The following is a 17,474-nucleotide window of genomic DNA, read 5'->3' as shown; positions in this document are numbered from 1 at the left end:
GGAACCGGAACCGGAACCACAGGAGGAGCGTCGATGCAACGCCAGCAGGCGGCGGCCGGTACCGCCGCCCGCCGTTCCCGGGCCGTCGCGGAGGACTGCCGCACGCTGTACGCACAGTCCGCGGACCCGGAGGGATTTCCCCCGCCGGTGGCGATCCCCGACGAGTACTCCCGTGCGCTGACGGCATTCGCACAGACGCTGGAGGAGTGGGAGCGCCGGGCCGGTGCTTGGGCGGCCCGGGCCGGCGACGGCTACCGGGCACTCGCGGCCCGGGCCGTCGACCAGGCGGCGAAGGATGCCCTGGTCCGCCGGGCGGCCCTCGGCGCGGCTCCGCTCGCGCTGGTCTCGGGCGCCTGGCTGCAGTGGCTGAGCAGTCCCGGCAACGGCGACAGCGAGCTGACGATGCGCACGCTCGCGCTCTACGCCCAGGACCTGGGCGCCGGGCACCCCGGAGCCGACCGGGGCAGCGCGTACCGGGCCCTGCTGCACCACCTGCGGCTCGCGGACCGCGCGGCCCCCGTCACCCGCCTGACCCAGGACCCGCAGGTGTCCGACCTGGCCTTCGCCCTGCCCGGGCCGCTGCTGGCCATGAGCCGACGGCCCGACGAACACCGCGCGGAGCTGGTGGGCGCCGATCTGTGCCTGCGGGCGGTCGGGCTGCTCCCGCCCCTGGCCGTGGTGCGTGAACTGCTCCCGGCGGCGGCCGACTGGACCGTCCTGGACCCGGGGGCCGCCCGTCGGACGGATACACCGACGGGGCTCGCGCTCGCCCGTGCTGCCGCCGCCGCGCTGGCGGAGAGCCCGGACTCGCCGGGGCTGATCGCGGGGTTCCGCTGGGCCCTGGACCTGCTGCAGCGGTGGAGCAGCGGCCTGTACGAGGAGGTGTCGGCGGCCCTGGACCCGGCCTTCGACATGGCGGAGCTGCTGAGGCTCCGGGCCCGCGAAGCGGCGCTGTACCACCAGGAGTTCAAGGTCGACGGCCGTACGCTCGGCGACTGGTTCACCGAGGCCCGTACCGCACCCCACGGACTGCTCCGGGCCCTCGCGACCAGCCGCCTGGTCAGGCCGGGGAGCCCCGAGCGCAGCCCCCTGCTGCGCGGCCTGATCTCCGAGAACGGCCCGATGTTCCGGATCTTCTCACCTGCGGACGAGGCCGTGATCCGGCGCTGGATCCGCTCGCTGCCGGCGGCCGCGGTGGCGGACCGCAACGGACCGGACACGGAAACGGCCAGGGACACGGACACGGCCATGGATCCGGATACGGAAACGGCCATGGACCCGGACACGGTCACGGTCACCGTCGTGGTCACGGACACGGACACCGACACGGAGACGGCGACAGACACGGCCACAGCCACGGCCCCGCCCCTCCCCGCCCCGATGGCGCCGGTACGAGGCCCCTCCGCGCGACCCGACCGGGCACCCGGCACCCTGCGCGAGGCATACCACCTCCTGCTCAGCCGCGACGACACCCCCGCGCTGCGCCGGTACGCCACGGGGTACGTACACGGCTGGCTGGCGCGCTCCCGGGTCGGCTGGGACACGGCCGGGCATCTGCCTCCGCCGCGCTGGGATCCGCGGGGGCTGCGCCCGTGGCTCCAGGAGCAGCACGACCGGCACGGCCGGGAGTTCGAGCAGGGCGCGGACGCACCCCTGCCCTCCAAGGAGGCGCTGGTCGACGCCACCGTGCAACTCGCCCCGCTGACCCTGATAGACGGCAGCTGGCTGCAGGGCTTCACGGACTACGGCCATGCCTCCTCGGACGTCGGCCATCTGCTGTTCTCCACCTACTGGGACGAACTCGGCAACGGGGACCTCGGCCTCAACCACCCCCTGATCTACCGCGAGGTCCTGCGGGAGATGGGGGCCGAACTGCCGCCCACCGCCTCCCGCGAGTTCGCGCAGTGGCCGGGGTTCCGCGAGGAGTCGTTCGAGCTGCCGGTGTACTGGCTGTGCATCGGCCGGCTGCCCCGCACCTTCCTGCCGGAAGTGCTCGGACTGAACGTCGCGATGGAGCTGTCCGGCGTCGGCGGCGGCTACCGGCGTGCCCGTATCGGCCTGGAGAAGTACGGGTTCAGCACCCGTTTCGTCGACATCCACAACACCATCGACAACGTCGCCACCGGCCACTCCGCCTGGGCCGCCGACGCGGTGGACGCCTATATGGCCACCGTGCCCTTGGTACTAGGCCCGGGATGCGAACCGGCGATCTGGGAGCGCGTCAGAACGGGCTACCGGTCGTTGAACCCACCGGGCGGACGGCGCGCCAGAAGGGCCGCCCGGCATGCCACGCGCGCATACGAGAGCAAGGGAGCAATGCATTGAGCCACGTCCTCGCCTTCATCGCCATCGCCCTGGTGGTGAATCTGACACCGGGGCCGGCGATGCTCCACTGCGTCGCGAGCAGCGTCAGCAGGGGGCCGCGGGCCGGTATCAGGGCCGCTCTGGGCGTGGAACTCGGGGTATTCGTCTACGTCCTGGCGACCGTGACCGGGCTCGCCGCGCTCCTGGTCTCGGCCCCGACCGCCTACACCGTGGTGCAGCTCATCGGTATCTGCTTCCTGGCCTACATGGCCTGGACGAGCATCCCGCGCGGCAAGCAGGGCGAAGGGGAGGACGGCGTCACCCAGCGGAATTCCGGCGGCCGCCCGTTCGTCAAGGGCTTCCTGCTCAATGTGTCCAACCCGAAGATCGCGCTGTTCTTCCTGACCATCCTTCCCCAACTGGTGCCGTCCGGAGCAAGCTCCTGGCAGCTCCTCGCCTTCGGCCTGGGCTTCAACCTCTCCGGATTCACCGTCAACACCCTGGCGGGGCTGCTCGGCCACCAGCTCGCCCCGGCCACCGACCGGCTCGGCCCCGTCCGCAACGTCCTGCCCTGGATTCCTCCCGCGGTGTTCCTCGCCCTCACCGCGGCCGCGCTGTGGAGTGTGATCACGTGATGCGAGAACGGCTGGACGCCCTGCGGGCACGAATAGACGCCGCGGCCGCGGCAGCGGGCCGGCGCCCCGAGGCGGTGGAACTGCTCGCCGTGTCCAAAGGACACCCGGCCTCCGCGATCCGCGAGGCCCTGACGCTCGGCCTGGACCGCTTCGGCGAGAGCTACGCCGGCGAGGCCTTGCCGAAGACGGCCGAACTCCGTGGCTCGGGCGCCCAATGGGTGTATCTGGGGCCGATCCAGAGCAACAAGACCAGACTCCTGGCGGAGAATTTCTCCTGGGTGCTGGGGCTCTGCTCGCAGAAGGCGGCCCGGCGGCTCGACGCGCAGCGCCCCGACGACCTGCCGCCGCTCCAGGTGTGCGTCCAGGTCAACGCCGACGGCGATCCCGCCAAGGCGGGCCTCGTCCCGGACCAGCTCGACCCGTTCCTGGAGTCGGTCCAGGACCTGAGGCGCCTGACGGTCCGCGGCCTGATGACCATTCCGCGCAAGACGGTGCCCGCCGCCCCCGTGACCGGCCCGCCCGCCTTCGAGGTCCTGGCCGAGCTGTTCGCCAAGCAGGTCGCGGCCGGGCACCGGTGGGACACCCTCTCCATGGGGATGAGCGGCGACTTCGAGGCGGCGATCGCCGCCGGATCGACCCAAGTGAGGCTCGGGACGGCACTGTTCGGCCCACGGCCCGCCAAGCCCGGCACGGGCACCGACACCGGCACCCCAGGAGTGGACGTTCACCATGACTGACCTCGTTCTGGGTATCTCCGCCTACTACCACGACAGCGCGGCAGCCCTCGTGGACGGCACGACGATCGTCGCCGCCGCGCAGGAGGAGCGCTTCACCCGGCGGCGCCACGATCCGTCCTTCCCGGCCCAGGCGGTGTCGTACTGCCTGGCCGAGGCGGGCGCGGCCCTGCGGGACGTCAGCGCAGTGGCCTACTACGAGGATCCGGCGCTCAAGTTCCGCCGCGTGATGGCCTCGTACGCCGGTGCCGCGCCGTTCGGCTTCCGCTCGTTCCGGGACACCCTGCCGGAGTGGCTGCGCTGGAAACGACGGGCCGAAGAGACCGTCCGGCGGGAGCTGGCGGCACTGGGACCGGGAGCGGTGCCGGACATCATCTGCCGCCGCCACCACGAGTCCCACGCGGCCTCCGCGTTCTTCCCCAGCCCCTACGAGTCCGCGGCCGTGCTCTGCATCGACGGGGTGGGGGAGTGGGCGACCACCTCGCTCTGGCACGGACGCGCGGACCGGCTCGCACCGCTGGCCGAGCTGCGCTTCCCCCATTCACTCGGCATGCTCTACTCCGCGTTCACCTACTTCTGCGGGTTCAAGGTGGACTCCGGCGAGTACAAGCTCATGGGTCTGGCGCCCTACGGCACGCCCCGTTACGCGGACCTGATCCGTGAACGCCTGATCGATCTCAAACCCGACGGTTCCTTCCACCTGGACATGCGCTACTTCGCGTACCTGCGTGGTCAGGTGATGACCGGCCGCCGCTTCGAGGAGCTTTTCGACGGGCCGCGCCGCCGTCCCGAAAGCCCGCTGACGGAGCGCGAGTTCGACCTGGCCGCCTCCGTCCAGCAGGTGACCGAGGAAGCGGTCCTGCGGCTGGCCAGGACCGCGCAGCAGCGGACCGGGGAGACCCGGCTGTGCCTGGCGGGCGGCGTGGCGCTCAACTGCGTCGCCAACGGCCGGGTGATCCGCGAGGAGATCTTCGACGGGGTGTGGGTGCAGCCGGCGGCCGGTGACGCGGGTGGTGCCCTGGGCGCGGCGCTCGCCGTCGCGATGGACGGTGGCGCCGAGCGCACCCACCTCGGGAGCGGCGGGGACGCCATGTCCGGAGCCCTGCTGGGCCCCGCCTACCGGGACGAGGAGATCCAGGCGTACCTGGACGGCGCCGGCGTGCCGTACACCCGGTTCGAGACGGATGCGCTCGCGGCCAGGACGGCTGCGGAGCTGGCGCGGGGCAAGGTGGTCGGCTGGTTCCAGGACCGGATGGAGTTCGGGCCGCGTGCCCTGGGCGCCCGGTCGATCCTGGGCGACCCCCGCGACACCGAGATGCAGTCCGCGATGAACCAGAAGATCAAATTCCGGGAGTCCTTCCGTCCGTTCGCGCCGGCCGTCCTGGACACCGACGCCGAGGACTACTTCGAACTCAAGCAGGAGAGCCCCTACATGCTGGTGGTCGCGGACGTGGCCGCCGCCCAGCGGCTGCCCGCCCCCGAGGACTCCGGCGCCCGCGGACTGGAGCGGCTGAAGGTCCACCGCTCGACCATCCCGGCCGTCACCCATGTGGACATGTCGGCCCGCGTGCAGACCGTGAGCCAGGAGGCCAACCCGGCCTTCCACCGCCTGCTGACCGCCTTCAAGGCCGAAACCGGCTGCCCGGTCCTGGTGAACACTTCCTTCAACGTGCGGGGAGAACCCATCGTCCGCTCGCCCGAAGAGGCCTACCGGTGCTTCATGCGCACCCGGATCGACGTCCTCGTGCTCGGCAGCTTCCTGCTGCTCAAAGAGGCCCAGCCGGCCTGGACCGAGGACGGCGACTGGCGCGACGAGATCCCCCTCGACTGACCCCCTGCCGGACCAAGGAGACTTCCCATGTCCATGAGGAACCTCGCACTGCTCCTCCTCTACTGCCTGGTCGTCGTCCCGGCGGGCATCGCGGCGACCCTGGGCCGCGACCCCCTGCGCCGCACCGTCAACCGCAACGCCCGGACCTACTGGATCGCCGCCGGGGGAGGCGGCAACGGCACGAGACCCTGAGGGCGGGGCCGGCACGGATCGCCCGGCACCGGCACCGGCTCCGGCACCGTCCCCGGCTCCTCGGCCACCCGGCGGTGCCATCGGTGAAGGGACCGCCGGCCGGGCCGGTCGGATTTTCGCCGAGTTGATCGCGCCGCCGATTCCCGGCGGAATTGTGCCCGGTCCGGCCCGATCCGTGAAGTGTGCTTTCTGATTTACCGCTGCTTCCCCTTTTTGGATACTTCGTAATATCCATCAGCCGAGAGCTCCAGCTTGAATACCATTCCGTGCTGTTTGCGTATGTCGGCCACCGTCGTCTGCGCCGGATCGTGCAGGCATCGACTGACCGGCGGACCGCTCTCCATGCACGGGTCAGGCTCGGGAACGAGTTGCCCCGTACAAGATCCGCTGCAGGAACCTTGTCACCGGTTTCCGCTTCCGGGCACGGAGCGCCCGTCCCGGCAAAGCCGCAGCTCCAGAACACCGGGCGTTGTACCGTGGCCCGGTGGGGAACGTATTCGGTGGTGGGGAACAAAGCTTGTATCTGTCCAACGGCGGCACGGAAGCGCTCGTCGAGGTGCTGATGCTAGCGGTATCCGATCTTGCTGTTGACGTGTGGGATTACCGCTTCGCGGCTCTTCTGACACTGCAGGACCAGAATGTGATGGGGCGAGGGGCTGTCGGGTTCGACCTGCAAGACATCGCGTGGGGCACAACTCCGCGGGGACGTGCCCGGTCGAAAGACTTCGTGCTGCGCGCCACCACACTCGCGTTGAGCCGCCACCGCTGGAGCGAGTTGGGTTACGAGCCTCCCTTCGCCCAGGACTACCTGCTCCGGTTCAAAGCCATGGTCGAGGCCTTCGAGCCGTCCGCCGGTACTCATCTCGCCGGAGGCTTCCCCGGGCCGGAGGATCGTGCGGTGGCCTCATGCCCACAACACCGGATCCTCAGCGCGCTGCCGCACTGGGACGGGTGTTTCCTCTGTACCAAGCCAAGACAATCTTGAGCGTGCGAGTTGGCGAAGGCCGCCAACTGCGGCGCTCAGCCTCAACACAGGTGGCTTCCGCTGCGGTGTTTCTGCCATGTCTCGTCAGGTGCGCAGTGCCAAGTGCCCGAGGACCGGGCGGCGGTTGGGCAAGCTGGAGCTGATGGATCCGGAGGGCGCCCTCGCGGAGCAGCACCCGTTTCAGCCCGCGAGGCGGTGTGCAAGGTGGAGCAGATCCGCCAGGTGCAGCACCCGTCCGTCGAAGCCTGGCAGGGGGACATGGAGCGGCTGGGTCCAGTGGGCGGGAATTGCATCCAGCCCGTAGTACGCCCCCGCGAGGCCTCCGGTCACCGCGGCGACGGTGTCCGTGTCACCACCGAGGTCGATCGCCGCGCGTATCGCGTCCTCGAAGCTGCTGGTGGTGCGCAGGGCCCAGACAGCGGAGCCCAGGCAGGGCCAGACGGCACCGTTGAACTCGGTTGCCTGATCGGGGTGCCAGTCGGGCGCGAGGACTGCGGCGTAGCGGCCGCGGTGGTCCGGGTGGACGAGAGGCAGGATGTCCGGGAGCGCGGTGAGGGGGTCTGTGCCCTCGAACGTGACGCGGATGAGTTCGTGGAAGATCGCGGTGCCTTCCCAAGCTGCTCGGTCACCGTGGGTGAGAGCGGCGATGCGGCGGGCCGCGTCCATGGTGGCTTCTCGGCCGGCGGCAACAAAGTGGACGGCGGAGGTCGATGCCCGCATCAAGGCACCGTTTCCCGCTGCTCGTTGGTTGACCCGGAAATGCATCGCGGCGGCGAGGTCCCAGGGCATGCCATTGGTCAGGACGTCTTCGGTCTGCAGGCCGATGTCCTTCGGTTCTGATGCTGCCCACCGCTGGAAGCGGGTGAAGATGTCCGGCAGATCCAGTCCGCCCCGCTTCAGCAGCGACTCGGCGACCAGGACGGCCATCTGCGTATCGTCAGTGGCCTCGCCGGGGTCCCAGCCACCGCCTCCGCACATCTCGCCACCGGTACCAGACGCGGGAAACCGCGCGGAGAACGCTCCTTGGGGGCCAAACTCGAAGGGGCCGCCCAAGGCGTCACCCACCGCTGAGCCGACCACCGCGCCGGCGGCCCGCTGAATCCGCTTCATTCGCGCAGGTTATCCGTGCCGCGCCGACGACCGTGCGTCCCTTCCCCTCCCCGGCGACCACGCTGTCGGCACGTGTGACAGCCCCTCGCCATTAAGATCGCTTACTCATTCGCGAGGGGGAAGCATGCGCAAGATCATCATTGGCACGGCTCTGGTCCTGACCACGTCTCTGCTGACGGGATGCGGTAGCGACGACAAGCCTGCGCCCGCCGGCAAGTCCGCGCACGCGAAGGCGGACGCGAAGACGGACGCGGACGGGAGGCCGGGACCGGACGGCGGGAGCGGCGAGGTCAAGCACAAGGTCACCCTCGAAGTCCTCGGCACCGGCACGTCGCAGGTCTACTACAACCTCGACACCAACAAGATGGTGACGGCGACGCTGCCCTGGAAGAAGACCTCGACCATCGCCCTGACCACCGACGCCGAGAAGCGGATCGGCATCGGGGTGTCCGTCGTTCCCGGCTCCGTGCCCGGCCCCGACGGCACGCTCCACGCGGCGCCCTGTGTCATCACCGTCGACGGCAAGAAGGTCTCGGACAACAAGGGGGGCAAAGTCCGACAAGATGTGCAAGTACACCGTGAAGTGAGGGCCCCGGCCGGCCATGAGGCCGTGAGAACCGCCCCCGTGGTCCCTGCGGTCGCAGTGCGGACGGGGGGCACGGGGGAGCGGTTGCAGAGAAGGTGTGAGGGTCGCGCCGAGGGCGGCTGCCCATCTCGAAAAATCATTCGATGGGCGACGGTGGTCGTTGCTACCTTGCAGGCGTGGCGAAACTCAACCAGATCATTGCCGTGGAGAAGGGCATCAAGTCCAAGTCCCACCAGGACCTGACATCTGCTCATCACGGTTTGCAGAAGCCCGCGTTGCTGGCCGGGATCTCCCGTACGTATCAGCCCAAGGACGAAGAGGGCGAGCAACTGCCGCCCGAGGCGACCCGGGTGCAGGTGAAGGCCGAGGACGTGCTCCGGGAGACGGCCACCACGCTGACCCGGCTGTTTGATGTGACCGCCACCAAGGACTGGGCCAACTGCACGGCGCGGGCCGATGTGACGGTGGAGGGGCGGACCCTGCTCAGCCAGGTGCCCGTGTCGTATCTGCTGTTCCTGGAAAAGCAGCTCACGGACGTGAACACCTTCCTACGGAAGCTGCCGGTGCTCGACGCGTCCGAGTCGTGGGTCCAGGACCCCTCTACGGACGCCTGGAAGACCGAGCCGGTCAGGACCGTACGGACAAAGAAGGTGCCCCGTAACCACGTGAAGGCGGAGGCCACCGAGAAGCATCCGGCACAGGTCGATGTGTATTACGAGGATGTGCCCGTCGGTTATTGGACGACCGTGAAGTTCTCCGGCGCGCTGCCTGCCCGCCGTGTGAATGAACTGCTCGACAGGGTCGAGAAGTTGCAGCAGGCGGTGAAGTTCGCCCGTGAAGAGGCGAACGGGGCCGAGGTCACCGACGAGCGGGTGGGTGAGGTCGTCTTCGGCTACCTGTTCGGGTAGCGTCAACAACTCCCCGGGCGCCTCAGTGCGGCCGGGGTGCGCGAGGAGCGCAAGCTGAAACTGAAGCTTGTCGTGACGAACGCGGTTTCCAGTGGAGGTTCAAGTCCTCCCCGTGGCACTTCCGGGCCGCGGTAGCCCAACTCGGCAGAGGCGGACCGCATCAATCTCAGACTCTTGCTCCAGTCTCAGTATTCGCCACCGATCGCCGGATCGACCGGGCCGGGCCTGGGTCGTCGGATGCCGGTTCAAGTCCGGCCCGTGCAGCTCTTTTTTCGATGCGCGGTAGTTCAAAGGCAGAACACGACGACATGATGACTGACCCGCGCTCTTCACCGTGCCGGCGTGCGCAAGGGGTGGCACGACAGGGCTCGGGGGCAGGCTACGCCCCCGGGCCCGCTCCTTTCCCCGCTCCTTTCCCCGCTCCTTTCCCCGCTCCTTTTCCCGCTCCTTTTCCCTGTCCTTGCCATTGGGTCTTGCCCTGCCTTGGGGGCGGTGCCGGCCGGTCAGCCGCTGCGTGCGGGGTAGATGTCCTTCCCCGGCAGCGCGAGGTGGGTGCAGCCGTGGTGCTTTGCCTGTTCGCGGGCGAACGTGACGAGCAGGCTGCGCATTTCCTCGCGTGCCATCCGAGTACGGCCAGGGGACGGGGAGCTTCTGATCTGGAAATTGGCGGCTTCGCCGTCGCAGCGGGCGGTGGCACGGCCGAATCCTTCGCTCATCACAGGACCCTTCTCGAAAGGGCTCTGGCTCTGGCTCCAGGTTCCGTACCAGCCGCTGAAGTCGGCGTAATTTTCCCTGAATCCGGGGTCGTGCAGTGAGCAGCTGGTGACGGGTGCGTGGGTGTCGGTCCGCGGGACGGCCTGCCAGGGTTTGCCGGAGGGGCTAGGCGGCAGCGGCGCCTTGTCCAGCCAGCTGCAGGGTGTGCCCGCGGTCTTGTTGAGCGGCACCGGGTGGGGGTGGGTCTGAGGCTGCCGGGGCAGGGGCAGGACGGCAGCTCCGCAACCTGTCGCCTTTGAAGCCGAGTTGGCCGTGGCGACCGCGATCCGCAGGGCGGCAGGGGTTCCGTGCCGGCTGTTCCAGATGCCCATCACCTTGGTCAGCAGATATTTCTTGCGGCCGTCGGAGTCACGTGGCAGATCCGCGCAGTTCTGCACGAGGTAGTGGCCCAGGCCGGCCTTGAACCCCGGGATGCCCGCGGGGAAGAGGAATTCCGGTTCCGAGGCGGTGTCGAACGCACGGGACAGCTCCTGATCGGCCTTCCAGGGGTCGGTGGTGACGCTCACGGACAACGAGAAGTGGTCGTCGTCGAAGTTCACGCCGCAGGACATCCGGTCCGAGGCGGGATCCATGTGCTCCTCGGCCGCCTGCAGGCGCTCATGCGGCAGCACGTCGGCCAGATCGTCCGCCGACAGGCTTCCTCCGCAGATCGTCGCCGCGTACCACCACGGCTGCCACAGCGGCTTCAGCGCGTACGCCCCGCCGGCAAGCACCGCCATCACCACCACGACGACGGTGACCGTACGCCTGCTCGGTAAGAGCCTCCGCCGTCTGCGCGCTGTCCCCGCTGTCTCCGCTGTCCCCGCTGTTTCTGCTGTCATCGCTCCCCCTCGGATCGACGGCGGAGGACCGTATGTCCCGACGCCTCGACGCCTCGACGCCTCGATGCCCCGATGTCCCGACGCCCCGCTGTCCCGACGGGCGGAGGGCTTGAAGCTTCTCTGCCTTCGGAGAGCCCGCAGAGGACGTCTGCCGTCGACGCCGGCAGGTGTCTGGCCAGGGGGTCCGGTCCGGTGTAGTGGACCGCGGCCTCGGAGGGCGGTTGTGGCGCCGGGCTCTCCCCTGTGGAGCCCGGCACCACCGCTCGGAAGGCGGCAGTTGCGAGGCACGGAAACCGTGCGATCGGTCCCCTGTGCAAGGTGAATCCCGGTCGCACAGTGGCACCGCCCTGGCGAGGATCCTTCAACAAAACCGCGTTGTCAACAATCGTTTAATCCGCGAGCGTTGGTGGCAGTCTCCCGGGCCGTCGAGGGATTGTGCTCGACACAATTGTGGTGACGTTCATGGCGTACGGTGCTGGCGACCGTTAATCTCAGAGTGGCCGCGAGTGCGCTGCCGCCCCCCTCTGCCTGTCTACCGACCAGGAGACCGCCCATCGCCATGGATGCCTCCCACGCGCCCCCGGCGGATGGTCTCCCCGCCGTCGTCGCAGCGATTGACGAACTTCTCCGGGACCTGGGCCTCGGACGCGACGTCATCGACATCGACCACCTCTCGCACCGGACGGGCATCACGGTCCCCCGCGTCCAGGCGCTGCTCGATCACGCCGGCCAGGAATCCGAGAGCGTGCAGGACTCCTTCCAGGACCGCCTCGTCTTCCTGCGGGACACCCGTCGCAAGCCCGACGGGAAGAGGTACACGCTCGACGAGATCGGTGCGGGGGCCGGCATCTCCCACGGCCAGGTCGGCTACCTCCTGAACGGAAAGCGGAAGAGCCCCGGGCTGGATGTCACCCGGAAGCTGGAGAAGTTCTTCGATGTCGAGCCCGGCTTCTTCACCGCCACCGAGCGTCAGGCGCTGTACCGGGCCCTGCAGTCGACGCACGAGCAGCTGACCCATCTCGCGCTGCTCCGGGGCAAGGGCATCGACCGGCTGGCGATGCGCAGCGGCACCTGCGGCGACAGCAAAATCGACCGGGAGCTCCGGGAGGCGCTTTCCGAGGCCCTGAGCCGGCCGGAGCGCGAGGACCCCGAAGTGCGGGAGCTGACGGATCGTATGTGCTCCCTCCCCACCAGGAGCAGAAGGCGGGTCTTTCCGCTGATTCAGGGGTTGTTGGGGCTGGCGCGGCCCGAGAGTGACGACGGTCCGTCGCCCGGCCGGCGCGGCAGCTGATCGGCACGCGAGCGCTGCGGTCGGCGCGGCAGTAGCAGCTGATCGACGCGCGAACTCCCCCGTTTTGCGTGGCAGTGGCAACTGATCGGCGCGCGAAGTCCGCGGTCTGTGCGGTCTTCGAGGGGGTGGGGCTCAGCTCCTGCCGGCCGCTCCCGGTGAGGCGCTGCCGACTGCCGGACGCGCGTCACGACGGCGACGCGCTGCCAGGTATTCGCGGCCGAGAAGGCGGAGCGCCGCGGCTACGTCCGGCTGGGCGGGCCCGTCGAGCAGTGCGGTTTCCTTCCTTGTCACCGCTCGCAAGGTCAGGCCCTGGATGTTGATCAGGGCGCGGACGAACGGGCGGCTTCGGGCGTGCACCAGGTTCACGAGTCCGTAGGACGCGGTCAGTCCCGTACGGATCTGCCGTGCCTGGTCACCGACCAGGCCCCGGAAGCCCGAGGGGGCGCCGCCCTTGCGGGCCGGGCCCGTGCGGGTCAGGTCGGCGCGGGTCAGGCCGTGCCGGATGAGGAGTTCTTCCGGGAGGCCCAGGCGTCCGTCGCCCAGGTCCTCGGCGAGGTCGTTCAGGAAGTCGAGACGCTGACTCGCCTCGATGAAGCTCCGGCAGCCGGCCAGGTACGCGTCCGCGGGCGCCTCCGCGTCGAGCAGGCAGGCGATGAGCATGAAGGCGGGCAGCGAATAGCCGTCGATGTAGTGCTGGAATTCGCTCTCCGAGGCAAAGCCCTGCGTCTGCACCTCCAGGGGCGCGCCGGCGAGGAAGTCTTCGACGTACTGCCGGAGCCGGGGATGCCTGGCGATGGTGTCCAGGAGCGTGCGCAACAAGGGCTCGTCGGCTTCGCCGCTCTTGAGGGCGGCGCGCACCCTGCCCTCCCAGCCGTCGAGCGCAGCGATCCGCTCGCCGACCGGTCCCTGGTCGATGAGGTTGTCGCTGTGGTGCATGAACGCGGTCGCGGCGATGACGTCGGGCACGAGCTCGGCGGGAAGCAGCAGGCGCACGGCGGTGTACTCGGCGCGGGCGAATCGGGCCACCAGCCGGCGCTGCTCGCTGTAGTCGCGACGCAGCGACGGGTCCGTGATCCCTGCCCGGTCGAGCGTCTTCGGCCACGTGGCCATCGCCGGCTCCCTCCTTGTTGGCGGTGCACTTCACCTTAGGTGATCGCCGGCCGAGCGCCTGAGGTGATCCGTCCCGGTGCCGGCGGCCCGCACCGTGTGGTGCGCCGGCCTCCTGGGTGCGCGCGCAGTGGCAAGGCGTCCCGGCCTGGCGGAAGTTGATGCTTTCGGCCGGGACGCCCTGCGGAGGAGGAGGGCAAGCTGAGGGGCGGCGGTGTGAGGGGCGGTGTGAAGGCGGTGGGAGGAGGGCTTCAGCGAGCAGAGAAGGCTTCAGCGATTGGTGGCCAGGACCCGTGCCGTTCGGGCCAGGACGCGGGGGCGGGTCAGCGATTTCGGATGCCGGCGCATGTGCACGACATCCATGAACGCCTGGTTGACGCCGGAGTCGATGACGGACGCTTCCGTGATCTTGTCGCCGGCCCAGCGGGCGAGCCGGTAGCCACGGGGGTACGGGCCCTGCACATGAGGCTGGGCGAGATCCGCGGTCGCCGACACCTGCCAGGCCGCATCGACCACCACGGCGGCCCGCCGGAAGTACTCCCAGGCCGGATCGTGCGGAGGAGACCCGGCGCGCAGATACGTGGACAGGCACGAGGCCTGCAGCGCGGCAAGCGTCAGGCCCTGCCCGTAGATCGGGTTGACCGAGGCGACGGAGTCGCCCACCGCCACCAGCCCACCGGGGAACCGCCTCAGCCGGGTGAAGTCGCGGCGCAGGCTCTCCCGGAAGGCGAAGGTCCGGACGTCGCCGAGCAGGGTGCACCGGTCGGCCACCTCGTGCAGCGGAGCGACGCAGCGCCGCATCCGGGCCAGGAACTCGGCCGGATCTCGACCCGGGCGGTGATCGGTGTAGCCGACCAGTACCACCATCCAGCGGTTGTCCTCCACCGCCACCACCGCCCCCGGTTCGCTGAGCGTGGGCTGGTATCCACTGGCCGGGCCCGGCGACGCGTGCGCGACGACCGTGGAGGGGAGCTCGTCCCCGCGCCGGAATTCGGCCGTCGCGTAGCCGAGGTCGACCCTCATCCGGTGCAGCGGGGCGTGGTCCCATCCGCTGCGGAGCAGCCAGGTACCGAGGCGGCTGGACCGCCCCATGGCGTCGACGACCAGGTCGGCATCGAGTGCGTCCTGCTGACCGGCGTGAGGTGACGATTGCTCAGCGGTCGAGTACCGCACGCCGCAGACCCGGCCGGCGTTGAAGCGCAGATCCTCGGCGCGCCCCTGCAGGACACGGACATTCGGCAGGGCCGTGACCCGCCGGCGGACCCGGCTTTCGATGAACGGGCGGGTGGCGCCCAGCATCCGGAGGTCGGGAACCGGAGCCTTGAGTGCTCCGTCGACATAGAACTGCACCTCCGGGCCGGTCCCCAAGCGGGCCCCGCCCGCGATGAGTTCACCGGTGAGGCCCGGGAACCAGCGTTCGAGGTGGGTGTGTCCCATGGACAGCAGCGCATGCAGTTGTTGTCGATGCGGAGCGCCGCGCCCGGTGGCGTCTTCTCCCAGGTCATCCGCTTCGAGGATGACGACGTCGTCGGCATGGTCGCTCAGCACGCGAGCGGCGCACAGGCCGGCGATGCTTCCGCCCAGGACCACAGCTCGTCTCATCAGAGTCCCCCTTTGATTCGATGGTGCCACGCGCCAGAGGGCGCCGGGCATGGTCGGATGCCCGGGACGGCGCGGGAGCGGCCAATTCTGCCGCAGCGGGCGGCGGGAAGGCGGGCCCGGCGGAACGGCGGGACGGCGGGGACGGCGGGGCGGCGGGACAGCCGGGCGCCAGGTGAGCACGATGAGTCAGGCGGGTCGGGCGGGCACAGGGCTCTCCTCCCGGTTTGCCGAGGCCGCGCCGACCGGGGGAGAGACACCCCCTACGGCCGCTCGGGCACCTCGGATGCCTCGGTCACTTGGGGCACCTCGGTCACCTGGGACGCCTCGCGCCCCCCGGTGCCGGAACGCTGCACACGCACCGCCTGCAGTGCCGTGGCGACCAGCGGGGCGGTGAGCGCCTGGGCGACGCGCAACAGCCGTTGGCGTTCGTCGGAGGCGGGGGTGTCCTCGCCCGGCAGCGCCACCTGCGGGCCTCCGGGGGCCTGGGGATGACCGGGATATCCCCGCAGCGCCGCTTCGCGCCTAGCGGCTTGCAGGCGCTGGGCCGCGTCCCGCAGGGCGGCGGCCGTGGCGGCGGCCTCCAGGTCCCGCTCCGTCAGGCGGCGGGCGTCAGCCTTCCCCCGGGACGGCTCGTGTTCGTACGCGGCGTATACGGCTGCCGCGGGCAGCGGCGACACCCAGGGGCGCAGCGCCCGCATCCCGTCCAGGATCTCGATCACGCGGCGGTGCAGGTTGAAACCGACGTTCCATGCCAGGCGATGGCTGCGTGCGCTGTCCACGCTGAAGGCAAGGTCCTCGTCGACCCCTTCGACGACGAGATCCCACAACGGCTGCAGGGCTTTGATGTCACGCCGTTCGCGCAGCCATGCGCCTACCGCGGCTCCCGAGAGGCCGTAGCTGGTGATCAGGGCGCCGATCGAGCCGAAGGTGGAGCCGAGGACCCCTACCGTGTCCAGGGTGTGATTGCCCAGGGCGGCCAGTGTGATGGCGGGGGCGCAGCACACCACATAGCTGAAGACGAACAGCATCGCGATGCCGAAGGAGCGCAGCGCGCGCTGGAATCGGGGGTCTTCGAGCTTGACCATGCGGCACTGCCGGTAGGTGCTCAGGGTTCCGCAGGCCAGCGTGGCGAGGAAGACACCCAGGAACACCTGGATCAGCGGCTCGGTCGCGAAGTCGGTATTGAATTTCAGGGGGTCCGCCGGGCCGGACAGGTCGGCGGAGCAGAACGCCGCCACCATGACGGCCGGCGCCGCGACGTAGGCCGCGGACCACAGGGTGACCCTGCGGCGCAGCACCGCAGGACGCTGCCGCAACCGGGGATCCCACAGCATCGTGAGCAGATGGAGCAGGGAGAAGCAGGTGAGGATGCCGATGTAGACGGGGAGGGTGGCGAAGCTGGGGACGCCGGCGAGTTCGCCCAGCCTCCGGTACCCCATGGGCGCGGCCATGGTGAACACCAGGCCGGACGCCACGAAGTTCACCGTGATCAAGGACAGCGTGGGGGTGGGATCGCGCAGCAGCGCCAGGCACTTCCACCCGGCAATCACGAAGTCGATGATCGCAATGGCCAGGTAGACGACGTTCGACGTGCTCTCAGACACCGGACCTCCGGTGGGAGAGCGCCGAGGAGAGGAACCCGTTGGTGCTCTGATCGCGCCGCAGTTCGAGGTGACGCTGAAGCATCACGGTGGCGAACGCCTCCGCCCGTCGTTCATGGGCGCTGTCGTAGTGCGACCGGTTCAGGACCTGCAGCACCGGTCCCGTCTTCAGCCCGGGCAGCAGCTGCCGCACGGTTTCCTCGGTCATGAGCTGGTCGGAGGAGCCGTCGTCGGCCGGATGCTCCTCCCAGAGATGGAACAGCTCGTGAAGGCTGGCGTGGAGGCGGGTCAGTTCGTTCGCGGTGGAGTCCACCACGATGAAGTCACGGTCCTTGCCGCGGGCACAGAAGCCGGACACCTGCTGAGGAAGCGGCACTTCAGTGATCGTGATCGGCTTGTCGCGCCGCACGGCCACCGCGTCGACGAGGCCCTGCATGTCCCGTACACCGGACAGCCGGAGATCGCGGTGGACGAGACGGGTGACGGACCAGGTGGCGAAGAGGACCGCCAACTGCTCTCGGAGCGAGGTCCACGGGGAGCTGGGAGGCCGGTGGTGAGGGGGCTGCGGCAGCGCTGCACGCTGCGCTGAACCATGACGGCGGGGCCACCACATGAACGGATACTCCTACGGCTGTCGCTGCGCTCGGGGTGAAGAGGGGACGGTACGGGGACAGGGGAGAGGGCGGGTTCGGTGGGTGTCGGAGGGGCGTGGGGGTAGGGCGGGGCCGGTCCTGAGGGCCGGACCGGTCTCAGCCAGAGTGACTGTAGGGCTACCGAGGGATACCGCACGGCATGTTTCCGGCGGGACGAGACGGAGGAAGGCCTTCTCCGGCCGAAGACGGGGCCGGTCCGGACGCGGTCCGTCCTCCCCGCCGGTGCTTCGAGGGCGCCCCTGCCTGCCGGAACGCCCGTACCGGCCCGCAATTCGCTGCATGTCCAACCCATTTCGACTGGCGAGAGTGTAGTGCAGGCCCCTGCTCTTGGTGAGGGACA

The 17,474-nt window shown here is 69.7% G+C and carries 15 protein-coding genes; 9 read left to right on the top strand and 6 right to left on the bottom strand.

Annotated elements, in window-relative coordinates:
• Positions 1-33 precede the first annotated feature (33 nt).
• The 6 genes from ABR737_RS14530 to ABR737_RS14505 all read left to right on the top strand — a co-directional run bounded on the left by ABR737_RS14530 (position 34) and on the right by ABR737_RS14505 (position 6,681).
• A complete protein-coding gene (locus ABR737_RS14530) occupies positions 34-2,325 on the top strand; it encodes an iron-containing redox enzyme family protein (protein WP_350250602.1) in 2,292 nt (763 codons plus the stop codon).
• Positions 2,322-2,939 carry a LysE family translocator gene (locus ABR737_RS14525; RefSeq protein WP_350250601.1) on the top strand — a complete coding sequence of 206 codons (618 nt, stop codon included), beginning with the start codon at positions 2,322-2,324 and terminating at the stop codon, positions 2,937-2,939. Before ABR737_RS14530 ends, ABR737_RS14525 begins: the two co-directional genes overlap by 4 nt.
• Positions 2,939-3,676 (top strand): YggS family pyridoxal phosphate-dependent enzyme, encoded by a 738-nt coding sequence (locus tag ABR737_RS14520; protein ID WP_350250600.1) that lies wholly within the window; start codon positions 2,939-2,941, stop codon positions 3,674-3,676. Before ABR737_RS14525 ends, ABR737_RS14520 begins: the two co-directional genes overlap by 1 nt.
• Positions 3,669-5,504 carry a carbamoyltransferase family protein gene (locus ABR737_RS14515; protein ID WP_350250599.1) on the top strand — a complete coding sequence of 612 codons (1,836 nt, stop codon included), beginning with the start codon at positions 3,669-3,671 and terminating at the stop codon, positions 5,502-5,504. The genes ABR737_RS14520 and ABR737_RS14515 overlap by 8 nt, the downstream gene beginning before the upstream one ends.
• Positions 5,505-5,531: 27 nt before the next feature.
• Positions 5,532-5,696: a hypothetical protein gene (locus ABR737_RS14510; protein ID WP_350250598.1), complete on the top strand. Its 165-nt coding sequence runs from the start codon at positions 5,532-5,534 to the stop codon at positions 5,694-5,696.
• A gap of 484 nt (positions 5,697-6,180) precedes the next feature.
• On the top strand, positions 6,181-6,681 hold the full coding sequence (locus ABR737_RS14505) for a hypothetical protein (RefSeq protein ID WP_350250597.1): 501 nt from the start codon (positions 6,181-6,183) through the stop codon (positions 6,679-6,681).
• A 180-nt stretch (positions 6,682-6,861) separates the two neighbouring features.
• On the opposite strand, the gene ABR737_RS14500 is transcribed toward ABR737_RS14505, so the two are convergent.
• Positions 6,862-7,791 (bottom strand): ADP-ribosylglycohydrolase family protein, encoded by a 930-nt coding sequence (locus ABR737_RS14500; protein WP_350250596.1) that lies wholly within the window; start codon positions 7,789-7,791, stop codon positions 6,862-6,864.
• Positions 7,792-7,915: 124 nt separating this feature from the next.
• Here ABR737_RS14500 and ABR737_RS14495 point away from each other — a divergent pair, with 124 nt between their 5' ends.
• Both ABR737_RS14495 and ABR737_RS14490 read left to right on the top strand, forming a co-directional pair.
• Positions 7,916-8,620 carry a hypothetical protein gene (locus ABR737_RS14495; protein ID WP_350250595.1) on the top strand — a complete coding sequence of 235 codons (705 nt, stop codon included), beginning with the start codon at positions 7,916-7,918 and terminating at the stop codon, positions 8,618-8,620.
• Complete coding sequence (locus tag ABR737_RS14490; RefSeq protein WP_350250594.1) at positions 8,554-9,285, top strand: DUF7873 family protein; 732 nt, start codon at positions 8,554-8,556, stop codon at positions 9,283-9,285. Before ABR737_RS14495 ends, ABR737_RS14490 begins: the two co-directional genes overlap by 67 nt.
• 503 nt (positions 9,286-9,788) lie before the next feature.
• Here ABR737_RS14490 and ABR737_RS14485 read toward each other — a convergent pair.
• Positions 9,789-10,880 carry a hypothetical protein gene (locus ABR737_RS14485; RefSeq protein ID WP_350250593.1) on the bottom strand — a complete coding sequence of 364 codons (1,092 nt, stop codon included), beginning with the start codon at positions 10,878-10,880 and terminating at the stop codon, positions 9,789-9,791.
• Between the two features lie 559 nt (positions 10,881-11,439).
• Between ABR737_RS14485 and ABR737_RS14480 the strand changes: the two genes are divergently transcribed.
• Positions 11,440-12,171: a helix-turn-helix domain-containing protein gene (locus ABR737_RS14480; protein ID WP_350250592.1), complete on the top strand. Its 732-nt coding sequence runs from the start codon at positions 11,440-11,442 to the stop codon at positions 12,169-12,171.
• A 132-nt stretch (positions 12,172-12,303) separates the two neighbouring features.
• On the opposite strand, the gene ABR737_RS14475 is transcribed toward ABR737_RS14480, so the two are convergent.
• The 4 genes from ABR737_RS14475 to ABR737_RS14460 form a co-directional block, all read right to left on the bottom strand.
• Entirely contained in the window at positions 12,304-13,281 is a 978-nt protein-coding gene (locus ABR737_RS14475; RefSeq protein WP_350250591.1) for a squalene/phytoene synthase family protein, read from the bottom strand.
• 267 nt (positions 13,282-13,548) lie between these two features.
• Positions 13,549-14,880 (bottom strand): FAD-dependent oxidoreductase, encoded by a 1,332-nt coding sequence (locus ABR737_RS14470; protein ID WP_350250590.1) that lies wholly within the window; start codon positions 14,878-14,880, stop codon positions 13,549-13,551.
• Between the two features lie 260 nt (positions 14,881-15,140).
• Positions 15,141-16,484 (bottom strand): MAB_1171c family putative transporter, encoded by a 1,344-nt coding sequence (locus ABR737_RS14465; RefSeq protein ID WP_350250589.1) that lies wholly within the window; start codon positions 16,482-16,484, stop codon positions 15,141-15,143.
• Positions 16,477-16,992, bottom strand: coding sequence for a hypothetical protein (locus ABR737_RS14460; RefSeq protein ID WP_350250588.1), 516 nt, complete (start codon positions 16,990-16,992; stop codon positions 16,477-16,479). The genes ABR737_RS14465 and ABR737_RS14460 overlap by 8 nt, the downstream gene beginning before the upstream one ends.
• Positions 16,993-17,474: the final 482 nt, after the last annotated feature.

It is taken from the genome of Streptomyces sp. Edi2 (assembly GCF_040253635.1).
In the GTDB taxonomy this organism is placed as follows: Bacteria; Actinomycetota; Actinomycetes; order Streptomycetales; family Streptomycetaceae; genus Streptomyces.
The sequence above is the reverse complement of the archived record's forward strand: the minus strand, read 5'-3'. Positions and strand labels throughout refer to the sequence as shown.

What these genes read in the sequence shown, in the direction of transcription:
- ABR737_RS14530 (WP_350250602.1), top strand. Translation starts at nt 34, where the DNA reads ATGCAACGCCAGCAGGCGGCGGCCGGTACCGCCGCCCGCCGTTCCCGG.
- ABR737_RS14520 (WP_350250600.1), top strand. Translation starts at nt 2,939, where the DNA reads ATGCGAGAACGGCTGGACGCCCTGCGGGCACGAATAGACGCCGCGGCC.
- ABR737_RS14515 (WP_350250599.1), top strand. Translation starts at nt 3,669, where the DNA reads ATGACTGACCTCGTTCTGGGTATCTCCGCCTACTACCACGACAGCGCG.
- ABR737_RS14510 (WP_350250598.1), top strand. Translation starts at nt 5,532, where the DNA reads ATGTCCATGAGGAACCTCGCACTGCTCCTCCTCTACTGCCTGGTCGTC.
- ABR737_RS14500 (WP_350250596.1), bottom strand. Translation starts at nt 7,791, where the DNA reads ATGAAGCGGATTCAGCGGGCCGCCGGCGCGGTGGTCGGCTCAGCGGTG.
- ABR737_RS14495 (WP_350250595.1), top strand. Translation starts at nt 7,916, where the DNA reads ATGCGCAAGATCATCATTGGCACGGCTCTGGTCCTGACCACGTCTCTG.
- ABR737_RS14485 (WP_350250593.1), bottom strand. Translation starts at nt 10,880, where the DNA reads ATGACAGCAGAAACAGCGGGGACAGCGGAGACAGCGGGGACAGCGCGC.
- ABR737_RS14480 (WP_350250592.1), top strand. Translation starts at nt 11,440, where the DNA reads ATGGATGCCTCCCACGCGCCCCCGGCGGATGGTCTCCCCGCCGTCGTC.
- ABR737_RS14475 (WP_350250591.1), bottom strand. Translation starts at nt 13,281, where the DNA reads ATGGCCACGTGGCCGAAGACGCTCGACCGGGCAGGGATCACGGACCCG.
- ABR737_RS14470 (WP_350250590.1), bottom strand. Translation starts at nt 14,880, where the DNA reads ATGAGACGAGCTGTGGTCCTGGGCGGAAGCATCGCCGGCCTGTGCGCC.